Below are 15,146 nucleotides of genomic sequence, written 5' to 3'. Positions count from 1 at the left end.
GCCCACCGGTTGGCGGACCGAGATAACCGTAAAGCGTAGCCTGTGGGTCGGCTGTCGCTCAAGCTCGCACGGATGGCCGGGGGTACGCTAACCTGCCGGCGGATTGACAATCTCACACGGAGGTGCCGTATGGCCGACCGCCCCGTCCCCTACTGGCAGCGGATGCCGCAGTTCTTCCTCTACCCGCTTCGGCCGCCGGGCGTTTTTTTCGTCCTGGCGCTGGGCGCAGCAGGCGTGCTCGCGAAAATCCTTGGCGTGGTGGCCATGCTGATCAGTGGGTTCGTGCTGCCGTTGATCGGCCTGCGCTACGCCTACGAGGCCCTCGCGAGCACGGCGGAGGGAGAGCTCACACCGCCTCCGCTGGACGGGGAGACGCTCATCCATGGCTATGAGCTGCCGTTCAAGCAGTACGCGTTCCTGATAGCGCTGGGATTGATCGCGGGCCTGCCAGCGGGCCTTCTGCCGCCGGTACTGATAATACCGTGGTTCGTTGCCGTTCTCGCACTGGCACCGGCAGGGATCATGATTCTGGCGTGGAGCCGCAGCCTTCGCCAGTCCCTGAACCCGGCCATGATCGCCCATGTCGTCGGCGCGTTGCGCTGGCACTACCTCGCCTTGCTGGGTCTGGTCACCCTTACCAATGTCGCCTTGGGCAACGTCCTCGTCATCACCGGCGCAACCGCGTCGTCCGGCTATTTCATCGTGGTTGTGGCGCAGACCTACTTCACGGTGATGGGCTTCCACCTCATGGGCTATTTCATCTACCAGTTCGGTGACCGTCTGGGACTCGCCCCAGCCTGGGAGGATCAGGGTGATGTCGTCGACGGTGAAGACCTATCCGCCGCGGAGCGCTTTCTCGCCGAGCACAACTACCCGGCCGCGCTTGCCGAGCTGCGGGACTGCGTGGGGCGTCAGCCCCACAGCACGGAGCTGGTGAAACGGCTGCACCGGGCGGCACAGCTCGCCGGCGACCAGCGCGCCGTGCGCGAGGCGGCCGACACGCTCATCGACCGCCACGCCGACGCCGGTCGGTATGCCGAAGCGACAGTTGCCTGGCTCGAAAGCCGCCAGCATGACCCACAGTACCGACCATCGGACCCGGCGGTTTATCCCATCCTCGCCGAAACGCTGCGTCTGCGCGGGCAGGCGCGCGAGGCCCTGCATCTCGTCAACGGGTTCCACAAGCGCTTCCCCGGACGATCAGAGATACCACGGCTTTACGCACTGGCGGCACGACTGTTTCGTGAAGAGCTCGGCGACGAGACCAAGGCGGCAGCGTTGGAGCGCTTCCTCGCCAGCCACTATCCGGATCATCCGGACGTGGCATCATTGGCCCCCTGGCGTAGCACCCGCACCGCCCGGGCCTGAGCCCGCCAGCGCTCTGCACGCTCGCCCTCACCGGCCGCTTCGTACTGGCCGGCAAGCGCCTCCAACCGGGTGGCGAGATGGGGGAACCGATTCGGTGCCCGGGACATGACGGTAAGCACTTCGGCGGCCCGGGCGCGCTGAGCGGTGGCCAGGAAGTAGCGAGCAAGTACGCGCAGTGACGCGGCTTCCAGCCGTGGCCGCGGGCGCGCCCGGTGCCGATAGTCGGCGTACACGGCATCGACGAGAGCTCGGCGCTCGGGCGTCGCGCGGGCAAGCACTTCGGCCGCAGCGGCATGGTAAGCCTCACTGGCCGGTTGGTGGCACTGGGCGTCGTAGAGGCCCCGCAGCACGGCGTCACGGGTATCGCCCTCGGTGAGCAGACGGCGAAAGCCACGGGCGGCGGTGTCGAAATCCAGCCGCCGCAGGGCGTCCTGGGCAGCCGCCAGCGCCGCCTGCGCTTGTGCCCCGGAATCCGCCTCCGCCGGCGGGCGAACCGCGCTCGGACGAACGAGCCGTGTCGCCGTGGCAAGGAACGCACCACCGACCAGCCCGCCCATATGCGCCGTGAACGCCACGGCGCTTTCGTCGGCATACAGCCACCAGGACAGCAGCTCCTTGCCGAACCACAGGGGCAGCAACACGATCGCGGGTGCACGTACGTAGTCGAACCAGACTCCAACGGTGTAGAAGAACCGAACCGGCCGCAGCCCGTAGGCGACCGTCATCGCCCCCATGAGCCCGGCGATGGCACCGGAAGCCCCCACCATGGGGACGAGGCTCGCCGGCTGGAAGATCATATGCACGGCAGCCGCGGCGACCCCTCCCAGCAGGTAGAACGCGGCGGTAAGCCCGGCGCCGACGGCAGCCTCCAGCAACAAGCCCACAGCCACGAGGAACAGCATGTTCCCGAATAGGTGGCCCCAACCGCCATGCAGGAACTGATGGGTGAGAAGCCGCGACCAAGAGAAGTCGGCGGATTTCAATCCCCAGGCTTCGGTGGTATTGGCGGCACGCTTACGCTCGTAAGTGCGGCGATCGAAGCGCCAGGCGGAATGACCATCGTCTTCGGCGGTGATGATCTCCCCGGCCCGAAGCGCGCGCATGAACGCGGGATCGGACTGCATGCGGAACAGCCAGCACGGCGAGGGGGCGTCGTAGCCTTCCCATGCCCCGCTCGTCTCGCACCGCGCCTCGCGGCCATGGCGCTCGAGCCAGCTCTGGTAGCGCGGCAGCTCGATCGCGGCCAGTCCGGAGTCGTAGTAGAACTGCACCGCTTCACGACGGCTGCGGCCATCGTCGGTCTGAAAGACGAGGAAAACGAGTACGCAAACGGCGGTCAGCGCGAGCGTGGCGACGGGTGGATCCCGCCAGTCCAGAGGTCGATCGAGCGGCAGAAACACGAGTCCCTTCCCTGGGTCGCTGGTTACGGGCTCAGGATAGCAAAGCGTGAGGCGTCACTACTTGCCGATGCAGAAGGTCGAGAAAATCCGGCCGAGGAGATCTTCGGTGGTCACCCGGCCGGTGATCTCGCCGAGGGCCTCCTGGACGGCGCGGAGCTCTTCGGCGACGAGCTCGCCGGCGGCATAGTCCTGAAGCTGCAGCGCCGCCGCCTCGAGGTGTACGTCGGCACGCTCCAGGGCGTCCAGGTGGCGGCGGCGGGCGGTGAAGTCGGAGGCTTCCGGGGCGAAGCCCATCACCGCTTTGAGATGGGTCGCAAGCGCATCGAAGCCCGCTCCGGTGAGCGCGGACAACACCACTTCGGGGCCTAGTGGCCCGTCGCCGACGCCGGGCTCGCGCCCGGTGAGGTCGGCCTTGTTGCGGATCACGCTCACGCCACAACCGGCAGGCAGGCGCTCGGCGACGGCCGCCTCCGCCGTACCGGGGCCGTCGCGGTCGTCGACTACCAGCAACAGCCGGTCCGCGCTCTCGATCGCCTGCCACGCCCGGCGTATGCCTTCCTGTTCGACGATGTCCGCGCTTTCGCGTAGCCCGGCGGTATCCACTACATGCAGTGGCAGTCCTTCGAGCTGGATGCGTTCACGTAGCACGTCCCGGGTGGTACCGGGCACTTCCGTGACGATGGCGGCCTCGGTGCCCGCGAGACGGTTGAGCAGGCTCGACTTGCCGGCGTTGGGCCGTCCGGCGATAACCACGGTCATGCCCTCGGCAAGCAGTCGGCCACGGCGGGCGGCGGCGAGGGTGTCGTCGAGGCGTTCACGCAGGTCGGCGAGGCGGTCGCTGACCGCCGACTCGCCGAGGAAATCGATCTCTTCGTCGGCGAAATCGATGGCCGACTCGACGTAGACGCGGAGCTCGGTAACCGCCTCCACCAACGCGTCTATGCGTTGAGAGAACTCCCCGGAGAGCGAACGCATGGCCGCACGCGCGCCGTCCTCGGTTCGGGCGTCGATCAGATCCGCGATGGCCTCGGCCTGGGCGAGATCCAGCCGGTCATTGAGGAAGGCGCGCTCGGAAAATTCCCCGGGGCGGGCGAGACGGGCGCCCAGCCCGGTGAGACGACGCAGGATTCGATCCAGAACCACCGGGCCGCCATGGCCGTGGAGCTCGAGCACGTCGTCGCCGGTGAACGAGTGCGGGCCGGGAAAGTAAAGGGCGATGCCCTCGTCGAGGACACCGCCGTCACCGTCACGGAAGCGCGCGAATCGTGCGTATCGCGGGGTGGGCACGGCGCCGAGCACTGACTCGGCGATGGCCGCCACCGCGGGCCCGGAGACCCGCACGATGCCGACCCCGCCGCGGCCGGGCGGGGTGGCCACCGCGCAGATGGTCTCCCCGCTCATCGCGCTAGGCCGTTCGCTCGCGCGCCTCGTCCTGCTCCATGCGTCGGGTGATCAGCCACTGCTGGAGGATGGAGAGGCTGTTGTTGGTCACCCAGTAGAGAACCAGTCCTGCCGGGAAGAACAGGAAGAACACGGTGAAGATGAGCGGGAGGAAAGTCATCACCCGCTGCTGAACCGGGTCCATGGGCGCGGGGTTGAGGCGCTGCTGCAGGAACATGGTCGCACCCATGATCAACGGCAGCACGTAGTAAGGATCCCGGGAGGAAAGGTCGTTGATCCAAAGGATCCACGGTGCATGCCGCAGTTCCACACTCTCCAGCAACACCCAGTACAGGGCGATGAACACCGGGATCTGGATGAGGATCGGCAGACAGCCACCGAGCGGATTGACCTTCTCCTCCTTGTAGAGCTTCATCAGCTCCTGGTTCATGCCCTGGCGGTCGTCGCCGTAGCGTTCCTTGAGCTGCTGCATGCGTGGCTGGAGCTTGCGCATGCGCGCCATGGAGCGGTAGCTCGTCTCGGAGAGTTTGTAGAACGCGGCCTTGATACCGAGCGTGAGGAAGATGATCGCCCAGCCCCAGTTGCCCACCACGCCGTGGATCCAGGACAGCGCGATGAACAGCGGCTTGGAGATCACGGTGAGCCAGCCGTAGTCCACGGTGAGCTCGAGGCCCTCGGCGATGGCGTCGAGGCGGTCCTGATCCTTGGGGCCGACGAACAGCCGGTTGCTGAACGTAGCACTCTCACCGGGGGCGACGGTCTGCCACGGGGAGCTCATGCCAAGGACGTACTGCCCGTCCTGCATGCGGGTGTAGAACCGCTGAGTGACGTCCCGCGGCGGCACCCACGCAGCGAGGAAGTAGTGCTGAATGAACGCCGTCCAGCCGTTGGTGACGTCGCGCGAGAGGCGGCTGTCGCGCATATCGTCGAAGCCGAACTTCTCGTAGCGCTCCTCGGGGCTGAAGATCACGCCACCGACATAGCTGCGTGCGCCCAGGAAGGACTGGCCACTGTCGGTCTGCTCGCGGCGCAGCTGCACGAACTGATAAGCCCGATAGGGGCTCTGGGAAGCGTTGTCGATCTCCTGCTCGACGCGCATCACGTAGCTGTCGCGCTCGAAGATGTAGCGACGGGTGACGGTGACACCGTCATCGCTGCGCCAGATGAGCGGAACGACCAGCTCATCGTCGCCCTCGGCGAGGCGATAGCGTGTGTCCTCGGTCTGCCAGATCGCTGACGTATCCGGCGCGGAAGCGCCGTCGGCCCCCACGAGTCCGGCTTCGCCCACGAAGACGGGTGTCTCCGACTTGAGCACCGAGAATGGGGCATCGTTGTTCAGGTCGACCTTGTAATCACGCAGGCGGGCAGAGCGCACCGTTCCTCCACGGGCGCTTATCCGAACGTCAAGCAGGTCGGTGAGGACATGCACTTCCGAGGCGTCGCTGCCGGTCGCCTCGCCTGCTTCGCCGCCGGTCGGGCCGGCACGGTCGCCGTCACCGGCCTGGGCGGCACCGGGTGCGTTCGTGCTCGGTGCCTCGCTGGTGGGCGCCTGCGCCACCGGCTCACGGGCTCCGTAGTCCTGCTGCCAGGCACTCCAGAGCAGGAGGAGCACGGCACCCAGGGCGGCGAACAGCAGCAGCCTTACGTTTTCCATCGACGTCTATCCGTGGTCTCGGGAACCGGATCCAGACCGCCCGCACGGCCAGGGTGACAACGGGCGATGCGGCAAAGAGCAAGCCAGCCGCCGCGCCACGGGCCATGGCGTTCGATCGCTTCGACGGCGTACTGGGAGCAGGAGGGCAGAAAACGGCAACGGGGCCCGAGCACAGGGCTGACGAGGTACTGATAAGCCCGCAGCAGGGTGATCAGGACCCGTCGCATTGCCGCTGCATCCGCTCGAGCAGCCGTACCATTGACTTCTGCAGCCGTGGCCCGGCGGCCCCCCGGGCTGCGCCGCGAGCGATGACCACCACGTCGACGGCAGGCAGCTCGTGGCGCCGATGGCGAAACGCCTCGCGCACCATGCGCTTGATTCGGTTGCGGTCCACCGCCCGCGGCGCTACGCGGCGGGAAACCGCCATACCGAGGCGGGCGTCTGCCTCGGGGTGATCGCTTCGCCGTCGGAAGAGCACGGTGAAGTGCTTGTCGGCGAGTCGCTCGGCGCCGCGGAAAACCTGCCCGAAGGCCCGTGAGTCAGTGAGACGAGCTGCGCGCGGAAAGCGCGCCGCCCCCCTGCCAGCCCTCGTGCGCAAGCTACGGGGTCAGGCGGGCACGCCCTTTGGCGCGGCGCCGCGCGAGCACCTTGCGGCCGTTGCGGGTGGCCATCCGTGCGCGGAAGCCGTGGGTGCGCTTGCGCCGGATCACGCTGGGTTGAAAGGTCCTCTTCATGACGGAATTCCGCTTATTGCCTGCAGTGACACGGAAAAAGCCCGGGCGGAATGCCGGTTGGCGGGCCCGGGCCGGAAATGCTGAGCCGGCGAATCTACCCCCGGAAGGCGAGAGTGTCAATGCCCGCGCGCTGTGGATAACCTGGGGACTAGCGATTAGACTTGCCGGCTATCACGCCCGCACTCTCCAAATTGGCAAGAGGTAGAGCATCCGTGGCCGAATCGCTATGGAAGGGGTGTCTTCGTCGGCTCGAGCGGGAGATACCTGACCAGCAGCTCAACACCTGGATACGGCCGCTACAGGCCCGGGAGGATCCCGACAGGATCCGGCTGTACGCACCCAACCGCTTCGTACTCGACTGGGTACGAGAGCACTTCGCAACGCGTATCGAGGAGCTGCTCGCGAGCCAGCGGCCCGAGGATCCACCCGGACTGCAACTCGAGATCGGCACCAGCGCCGCGACCGCGCAGCCAGCGACAACGGAGCCCGCACCCGCAGCCGCTGTCACCGAAGCGCCCGCCACGCAGACGGAGCCGCGCAGCGGCGTGCGCCCGTCGGCATCGAGCCTCAACCCGAACTTCACGTTCGACACCTTCGTCGAGGGCAAGTCCAACCAGCTCGCGCGGGCCGCGAGTGTGCAGGTGGTGGAGAATCCCGGCGGGGCATACAACCCGCTGTTCATCTATGGCGGAGTAGGCTTGGGCAAGACTCACCTCATGCACGCCATCGGCAACCGCCTGCTTGCCAATCAAAGAGGTGGCCAGGTGCTCTACCTGCATTCCGAGCGTTTCGTCGCGGACATGGTCAAGGCGCTGCAGCACAACGCCATCAACGAGTTCAAGCGCCACTATCGCAGCGTTGACGCGCTGCTCATCGACGATATCCAGTTTTTCGCCGGCAAGGAGCGGTCGCAGGAAGAGTTCTTCCACACGTTCAATGCCCTCCTCGAGGGACAGCAACAGATCGTGATGACCTGCGATCGCTACCCGAAGGAGGTCAACGGGCTCGAGGAGCGGCTGAAATCGCGTTTCGGATGGGGCCTGACCATCGCGATCGAGCCTCCGGAGCTGGAGACGCGCGTGGCAATCCTGATGAGCAAGGCATCCCAGGAGGGGGTGGAACTGCCGGACGAGGTCGCTTTCTTCATCGCCAAGCGCATCCGCTCGAACATCCGGGAGCTCGAGGGAGCGCTACGGCGCGTGCTGGCCAACGCCCAGTTCACCGGACAGCCGATCACCGTGGATTTCACCAAGAGCGCGCTACGCGACCTGCTCGCGCTCCAGGACAAACTGGTGACGATCGAGAACATCCAGAAAACGGTCGCGGAGTATTACAAGGTCCGGGTAGCCGATCTGTTGTCGAAACGCCGCAGCCGCTCCATCACGCGGCCCCGACAGGTCGCGATGGCACTGGCGAAGGAACTCACCAGCCATTCCCTGCCGGAGATAGGCGACGCGTTCGGCGGGCGCGATCACACGACGGTGCTGCACGCCTGCCGGAAAGTGGAACAGCTACGCGAAGAAGACCTGCGTATCGACGAGGATTTCGGCAACCTGTTGAGAACGCTCTCCACATGATGTGGATAACCTGTGTGCGACCGAGGGAGTGAAGAACAGCGCTCGGTTATCCACAATCTACACACAGCGCCCAACACCGGAAACGGCCACAAAGTCCACAGTTTGTAAAGAGGACAACTTTCTGAAATGCAAGGGGAATTGCCGAGTATCCACAGACTTCGCCAGGCTCAATAAATACAACAGGCTTATAGGTTTATACACAGAATAGTTAATTCAGGACGCGTCATGCAGTTCGAGATTCAACGCGAAGCCCTGCTCAAGCCCCTGCAATCAGTGATCGGTGTAGTGGAACGGCGGCAAACCCTACCGGTACTCGCCAACGTGCTCATGGTCGCCGACGAGGAAGGTATCTCTCTGACGGCCACGGACCTGGAAGTCGAGCTCCAGGCACGCGTCGGCGTAGAGGTCGCGGAAACGGGTCAAATCACGTTGCCGGCACGCAAGCTCATGGACATCGTCCGGAACCTTCCGGAAGAGAGCACGATCGCACTGCATCTGGATCAGGATCGCGCCGTGCTGAAGTCCGGCCAGAGTCAGTTCACACTGGCGACCCTACCGGCAGGGGATTTCCCCAGTGTCGAGGATATCGGCACGGCGGAGATGCTCACACTCAGTCAGGCGCATCTACGATGGCTTGTGGACAAGACGCACTTCTCGATGGCGCTGCAGGACGTGCGCTATTACCTCAACGGCCTGCTTATCGAGATGGAACCGGATCACCTGCGCGCTGTCGCTACGGACGGACATCGACTCGCACTCGCGGAGCTCTCCACCGGTGTGGAGATCGAACAGCCACGACAGGTCATCGTGCCGCGCAAGGGGATACAGGAATTACTTCGCCTGCTGGAGCATTCGGACGAGCCTGTGCGCATCCAGCTCGGTGAGAATCACATTCGCGCGCTGCTACCGGATATTCGATTCACGTCGAAGCTGATCGATGGTCGGTTCCCGGATTATCAGCGGGTTATCCCGGACGGAAGCGGTCACCGGGTTCTGGTGGAACGGGAAGCACTCCGCCAAGCACTCGTTCGCGCGTCCATCCTTTCCAATGACAAGTATCGTGGTATCCGGCTGATGCTCGAGGACGACCGGCTCAGCATTCGCTCCGAAAACCCGGAGCAGGAACGCGCCGAGGAGGACATCAGCGTGGACTACGATGGCGATGCCCTGGAGATCGGCTTCAACGCCAGCTATTTGCTGGACGCGTTGGGCGCCATCGAGCAGCCGAGCGTTGCCGTCTACGTCACGGATGCCAATGCCAGCGCACTGATGACGGGCGAAGGCCAGCAGGATGCACGCTACGTCGTCATGCCCATGCGACTGTAAGGGCACACTGCCGATACGCGGGGTCCAGGGCATGCGCCAGCGTGCCCTATCCCCGTCCTCACCGAGTCCCCAACGACGGATGGGAACGATCCGTCGGCCAGTCCGGGCGGCTATTCATGGCACTGCGTGGCCTCCACATCGAACATTTCCGTAACCTTCAGAACGTTGATATCAGGCCGTCGCCATCGATCAACCTGATTGTCGGTGACAATGCGGCTGGAAAGACGAGTTTGCTGGAGGCTATCTATTGCCTGTCCACGGCGCGAAGTTTTCGGGGTACGAGCCTCGATCAACTCGTCAGTTGCGGGTCGGAAGCGTTGCTCGTCCGTGGTCTTGTCGAATGTGGCGGCAGTGATCCAAGGCCGGTCGTAATTCGTCGTACGGAGGGATGCACGGAGCTTCGCGTGGACGCCCAGGAGGTTCGGAGTCTCGCGGCAGTCAGTGCGCTACTACCCGTGCAGGTTTTGAACACGGAGAGTCAACGATTACTGACAGATGGACCGGAGACGCGGCGGGCACTTTTGAACTGGGGTGTGTTCCACGTGGAACAAGGGTTCAGCGGCGTATGGCGTCAGTACCGGCGTGCGCTTCGGCAACGCAACGTCGCACTTCGTTGTGGGCATTCACGCGAAGCCGCGGCATGGGAACCACAGCTCGCGGAGCTCGGCGAAAAAGTTGACCACGCTCGTTGCGCGTATATCGAGCGCCTTCTTCCAGCATGGACCCACGTCGCTGCCCAATGGCTGCCCACGGACGATCTCACCTGGCGATATACGCGAGGCTGGACACGTGACGACTCATTGGCCGAGATCCTCGCTGCGCGTCGCAATCAAGAACTTGATCTCGGTTATACCCTGAGTGGCCCCCATCGCGCGGATCTTCGACTGCTGGCGCACGGCAGGGACGCCCACCACGGGCTCTCCCGTGGCCAGCAAAAGCTGGCTGTTATCGCCCTCCGTCTTGCCCAGATGCGCGTTCTGAGCTCGGGCGTTGGGCGCACCCCCACACTCCTCGTCGATGATCTCCCGGCGGAGCTCGATCGGACACATCGTACTGCGGTTCTGGAAGCGCTGTTCGAAAGCGGCGCGCAGCTCTTCCTGACCGCTATTCATCGAAGCGATCTCGACCACCTGCCCGACGGTACCCGCATGTTCCACGTGGAACAGGGCAGGTATCGAGAGGTGGTATAATGCGCGGATTAACCGCAGGAAACGCCGTATGACCGCACAGACCGAATACGATTCCGCACAAATCAAAGTATTGCGTGGGCTCGATGCCGTCCGCAAGCGGCCCGGAATGTACATCGGCGATACCGATGACGGAACCGGCCTGCACCACATGGTCTTCGAGGTCGCTGACAACTCGATCGATGAGGCGCTTGCCGGTCACTGCAGCGAGATCGGCATCGTCATTCACGCCGACAACTCTGTCACTGTCACGGACAACGGCCGCGGCGTCCCCGTGGATATTCACCCCGAAGAAAACCGCTCCGCCGCCGAAGTCATCATGACCGTGCTCCACGCCGGCGGTAAGTTCGATAACAACTCTTACAAGGTTTCCGGCGGCCTGCACGGCGTCGGCGTTTCCGTCGTCAACGCCCTCTCCGAGCGACTGAAGCTCGTCATCAAGAAGCATGGCCACATCCACCTCCAGGAATACCGGCAGGGTGAACCCGTGGCGCCACTGAAGATCGTCGGCGAATCCGACGATACGGGCACCCAGATCACCTTCAGCCCGAGCCCGGATATCTTCACGAACATCGATTTCAACTACGACATCCTCGCCAAACGCTTCCGCGAGCTGTCGTTCCTCAACCCGGGCGTGCGCATAGCCCTCAAGGACGAGCGCAGTGGTAAGGAGGACGTTTTCGAGTACGCCGGGGGCATCCGGGCGTTCGTCGAGCACCTCAACAAAAACAAGCACCCGCTACACGCGACCGTCTTCCACCTCACTACCGCGCGTGACGACATTCAGGTTGAAGTGGCCATGCAGTGGAACGACTCCTACCAGGAGGCGATCTTCTGCTTCACCAACAATATCCCTCAGCGCGATGGCGGTACCCACATGGCCGGCTTTCGCGCGGCCCTGACGCGGACGATCAACACCTATATCGAGTCCGAGGGCTACGCGAAGAAGCTCAAGGTCACGCCCTCGGGGGACGACATTCGCGAAGGGTTGACCGCCGTGGTCTCGGTGAAGGCGCCGGATCCCAAATTCTCCTCCCAGACCAAGGACAAACTGGTTTCCTCGGAGGTGAAGGGGGCTGTCGAATCGGCTCTCGCGACCGCGTTGCACGAATTCCTCTACGAGCATCCCAATGATGCCCGCTCGATCGTGGAGAAGGTCATCGATGCCTCACGCGCTCGCGAGGCAGCGCGACGGGCCCGTGAGATGACCCGCCGCAAGGGCGCGCTGGATGTCGCCGGGCTGCCCGGCAAACTCGCGGACTGCCAGGAGCGCGATCCCGCGGCTTCCGAGCTCTACCTCGTCGAGGGCGATTCCGCCGGTGGATCCGCGAAGCAGGGTCGCGACCGTCGCACCCAGGCCATACTTCCGCTGAAGGGCAAGATTCTGAACGTGGAGAAGGCCCGCTTCGACAAAATGCTTTCCTCCGCCGAGGTGGGTACGCTGATCACGGCGTTGGGCTGCGGTATCGGCAAGGAAGAATTCGACCCGGACAAGCTCCGCTACCATCGCATCATCATCATGACCGACGCCGACGTCGACGGATCCCACATCCGGACGCTGCTTCTGACATTCTTCTATCGTCAGATGTCGGCGTTGGTCGAGCGGGGGCATATCTACATCGCCCAACCGCCGCTGTACAAGGTCAAACGGGGTAAGCAGGAGCACTATGTCAAGGATGATCAAGAACTTACGGAGTACCTGCTACAGATTGCGCTGAACAATGCGCAACTATTGCCAGGCGGCGGCGCACCACCGATCGGCGCCGATGGCCTGGAGCAGCTGATTCGTCAGTACCTGCGGACCATGGACATGATCGATCACCTGGGGCGGCGCAGCGATCCGGCCATCCTGCGGACCATGACGAACTTGCCACCGTTGAGTGAGGACGAACTCGGCAACGGTGATTCAATGCGCGAGTGGTTCGAGACACTGGTGACACAGCTCAATGCCGACCAGCCCGCCGGTACCGATTACCGCGTTCAGGTTCACGCCGGTGTCGACGGCGGCTTTCATGATGCCGTGGTCACCAAGCGCATGCACGGCATTCTCTATCCCTATACATTCCCCGCGCAGTTCTTCCTCTCTCAGGAGTACGAAACCCTGCGCGGGCTGAGTGCGGCCCTACAGGGTCTACTCCAGGAGGACGCCGAAGTGCGCCGCGGCGAGCGCGGCACTGCCATCGACACTTTCCGTGACGCCGTCCTGTGGCTGCTCGAGGAGGCCAAACGCGGCCTCGCCGTCCAGCGCTACAAGGGGCTTGGCGAAATGAATCCGGACCAGCTGTGGGAGACGACGATGGATCCGGACACACGCCGTCTCCTTCAGGTGCGTATTGAAGACGTCGTCGCCTCCGATGAGATCTTCACGACCTTGATGGGCGATCATGTCGAGCCCCGCCGGGATTTCATCGAGAAAAACGCCCTGCAGGCCAGTAATCTCGACGTCTAGCCCATCTCCCTCGTCCGTCGTGACCCCGGTCTCGCCAGAGCCAGGTGGGATTACCGCTTTGACGAGACCGGGGCCACCACGCCCTTCGCCATCGCCCCGAGCCTTCCCGCAGCGGCCAGAGCGCGCCTCTGCGGCGCTCTTTCGTCCTCCGGAGCCCCCAACCCCGCCAAGTCGCCGAGACGCGTCATAGGAGCCGTCCACGTCCCTGCGTCCCTTTCCCCTACTACGGCCAGGCGCATACCGTGACGTTTCAGCAACCCAGCCGGCATCATGAGCCGGTATGACCTGCGGACTCGTTCGGCTGTCTTCAAACGCAGCGAAGCCTCCGGATTCCGCAACTACCCAGGCAACCAGGGTTGAGCGATGCGCTATCTCACCTACTTCCTCATCTGCGGTCTCACGGTGATATTCGTTATCACCAGCGCCTTCTACCCGCCCGCGCTCGCGCTGTTGGCGCCGCTTGCCCTACTCGCGGCAATCGGCACTTACGATCTCATGCAAACCCGGCACAACCTGTGGCGCAACTATCCGATCATCTCGCGGTTTCGATGGATGTTCGAAGCGATCCGGCCGGAGCTCCGGCAATATCTGTTCGAGAGCGACACGGACGGCCGCCCGTTCTCCCGTGAGCAACGCTCGCTGGTCTACCGCCGGGCTAAAGCCGTCAATGACAAGAACCCGTTCGGCACGCTCTATGATCTGTCCGAGCCCGGTTACGAGTGGATTGCCCACTCGATGACGCCGCTGTCTGCAACCGAGCGGCCGGACACGGTGCGCGTGGGCGGTCCTCAGTGCGAACGCCCTTACCATGCTTCGCGATTGAACATTTCCGCGATGAGCTTCGGCGCGCTATCGGCCAACGCCATACACGCCTTGAACCGCGGTGCCTGTGCCGGCGGATTCGCCCACAACACCGGCGAGGGCGGGGTATCCCGTTACCACCTGGAGGGTGGTGGTGACCTCGTCTGGCAGATCGCAAGCGGCTACTTCGGATGTCGCGCTCCGAACGGTGCCTTCGATCCCGATCGATTCGCCGAAACCGCTGCCAGTGACCAGATCGCGATGATCGAGATCAAGCTGTCCCAGGGGGCCAAGCCTGGCCACGGCGGCATTCTTCCAGGGCCGAAGGTCACCGCGGAAATCGCCACGGCACGCGGCGTTCAGGCTGGTGTCGACTGCATTTCGCCGGCTAGCCATCCGGCTTTCAGCACCCCGGTGGGGCTGCTGGAATTCATCGCCGAGCTGCGCACGCTATCGGGGGGCAAACCCATAGGCTTCAAACTGTGTGTCGGTCAGCCAGACGAGCTCATGGCGATCGTCAAGGCGATCATCGATACGGGCATCTACCCGGACTTCATCGTGGTCGACGGCGCTGAAGGCGGCACGGGATCGGCGCCGCTGGAGCTATCCAACCGGGTCGGGACGCCGCTACGAGAGGCGCTGATCATGACCCGGAATATCCTCGTCGGCGCCGGCCTGCGCGATCACATCCGGATCGCAGCGAGCGGCAAGGTCACCTCCGGCTACTGGTTGGCCTCGAACATCGCGCTCGGTGCCGACTGGTGCTACTCGGCTCGGGGGTTCATGTTCGCGCTCGGCTGCGTGCAGTCGCTTAGCTGCCACAACGACCGCTGCCCTACCGGCGTCGCAACCCAGAACCCGACACGACAGCGGGCCTTGGTGGTTCCCGACAAGGCTCGACGGGTCACCAACTTCCAGCGCAATACCGTGCACGCGTTGATGGAGATCGTGGCGACCGCCGGCTTGCAGCACCCGGGGGAACTGCGCCCGGCGCATGTGTGCCGGCACCTTGGTGCCGGCGAAGTGGGGCCGTTGAGCGACTACTACACGTTTCTGGAACCCGGGCAGCTCCTCGACGGCAGTGTACCGGAGCCGTACGCGCGATGGTGGCGCACGGCCCGTTCGACGCGCTTTGCAGCGGCGGACTAACGTCCTGATGTCACGGTATGTGCGAGAGCACCGGTCTCGCCCGGGTTCCGCACAGCGATGAGTCAGAGCGAAAACCGGCGGACGAGCGCCAGGAACTTGT

The 15,146-nt window shown here is 64.2% G+C and carries 12 protein-coding genes; 6 read left to right on the top strand and 6 right to left on the bottom strand.

Annotation, left to right across the window (positions count from 1 at the left end; translation table 11 throughout):
* Positions 1–129: 129 nt before the first annotated feature.
* Positions 130–1,368, top strand: a complete 1,239-nt coding sequence (locus tag ACPEES_RS15000) for a tetratricopeptide repeat protein (RefSeq protein WP_435104338.1) — start codon at positions 130–132, stop codon at positions 1,366–1,368.
* Here ACPEES_RS15000 and ACPEES_RS14995 read toward each other — a convergent pair.
* From ACPEES_RS14995 to rpmH, 6 genes are read right to left on the bottom strand one after another with little or no spacing between them, the layout of a single operon-like run.
* A complete protein-coding gene (locus tag ACPEES_RS14995) occupies positions 1,311–2,768 on the bottom strand; it encodes a rhomboid family intramembrane serine protease (RefSeq protein ID WP_435104337.1) in 1,458 nt (485 codons plus the stop codon). The genes ACPEES_RS15000 and ACPEES_RS14995 overlap by 58 nt on opposite strands.
* 57 nt (positions 2,769–2,825) lie before the next feature.
* The gene (gene mnmE / locus ACPEES_RS14990; RefSeq protein WP_435104336.1) at positions 2,826–4,169 is read right to left on the bottom strand and encodes a tRNA uridine-5-carboxymethylaminomethyl(34) synthesis GTPase MnmE; all 1,344 of its coding nucleotides are present in this window, start codon (positions 4,167–4,169) and stop codon (positions 2,826–2,828) included.
* A 4-nt stretch (positions 4,170–4,173) separates the two neighbouring features.
* The gene (gene yidC, locus ACPEES_RS14985) at positions 4,174–5,823 is read right to left on the bottom strand and encodes a membrane protein insertase YidC (protein ID WP_435104335.1); all 1,650 of its coding nucleotides are present in this window, start codon (positions 5,821–5,823) and stop codon (positions 4,174–4,176) included.
* Positions 5,811–6,050, bottom strand: coding sequence for a membrane protein insertion efficiency factor YidD (gene yidD / locus ACPEES_RS14980; RefSeq protein WP_435104334.1), 240 nt, complete (start codon positions 6,048–6,050; stop codon positions 5,811–5,813). Before yidD ends, yidC begins: the two co-directional genes overlap by 13 nt.
* Entirely contained in the window at positions 6,035–6,421 is a 387-nt protein-coding gene (rnpA, locus tag ACPEES_RS14975) for a ribonuclease P protein component (RefSeq protein WP_435104333.1), read from the bottom strand. The genes yidD and rnpA overlap by 16 nt, the downstream gene beginning before the upstream one ends.
* A 1-nt stretch (position 6,422) precedes the next feature.
* The gene (rpmH, locus tag ACPEES_RS14970) at positions 6,423–6,557 is read right to left on the bottom strand and encodes a 50S ribosomal protein L34 (RefSeq protein ID WP_018717450.1); all 135 of its coding nucleotides are present in this window, start codon (positions 6,555–6,557) and stop codon (positions 6,423–6,425) included.
* A gap of 212 nt (positions 6,558–6,769) precedes the next feature.
* Between rpmH and dnaA the strand changes: the two genes are divergently transcribed.
* From dnaA to ACPEES_RS14945, 5 genes are all read left to right on the top strand, one after another.
* Positions 6,770–8,134: a chromosomal replication initiator protein DnaA gene (dnaA, locus tag ACPEES_RS14965; RefSeq protein WP_435104332.1), complete on the top strand. Its 1,365-nt coding sequence runs from the start codon at positions 6,770–6,772 to the stop codon at positions 8,132–8,134.
* A 225-nt stretch (positions 8,135–8,359) separates the two neighbouring features.
* Entirely contained in the window at positions 8,360–9,460 is a 1,101-nt protein-coding gene (dnaN, locus tag ACPEES_RS14960) for a DNA polymerase III subunit beta (protein ID WP_435104331.1), read from the top strand.
* A 116-nt stretch (positions 9,461–9,576) separates the two neighbouring features.
* Positions 9,577–10,650 carry a DNA replication/repair protein RecF gene (recF, locus tag ACPEES_RS14955; RefSeq protein ID WP_435104330.1) on the top strand — a complete coding sequence of 358 codons (1,074 nt, stop codon included), beginning with the start codon at positions 9,577–9,579 and terminating at the stop codon, positions 10,648–10,650.
* 28 nt (positions 10,651–10,678) lie between these two features.
* Positions 10,679–13,096: a DNA topoisomerase (ATP-hydrolyzing) subunit B gene (gene gyrB, locus ACPEES_RS14950; RefSeq protein ID WP_435104329.1), complete on the top strand. Its 2,418-nt coding sequence runs from the start codon at positions 10,679–10,681 to the stop codon at positions 13,094–13,096.
* 363 nt (positions 13,097–13,459) lie between these two features.
* On the top strand, positions 13,460–15,046 hold the full coding sequence (locus ACPEES_RS14945) for an FMN-binding glutamate synthase family protein (protein ID WP_435104328.1): 1,587 nt from the start codon (positions 13,460–13,462) through the stop codon (positions 15,044–15,046).
* Positions 15,047–15,146: the final 100 nt, after the last annotated feature.

Origin of the sequence: Arhodomonas sp. AD133, from assembly GCF_051195215.1 — a bacterium.
In the GTDB taxonomy this organism is placed as follows: domain Bacteria; phylum Pseudomonadota; class Gammaproteobacteria; order Nitrococcales; family Nitrococcaceae; genus Arhodomonas.
This window is presented reverse-complemented; position numbering and strand designations above follow the sequence as displayed.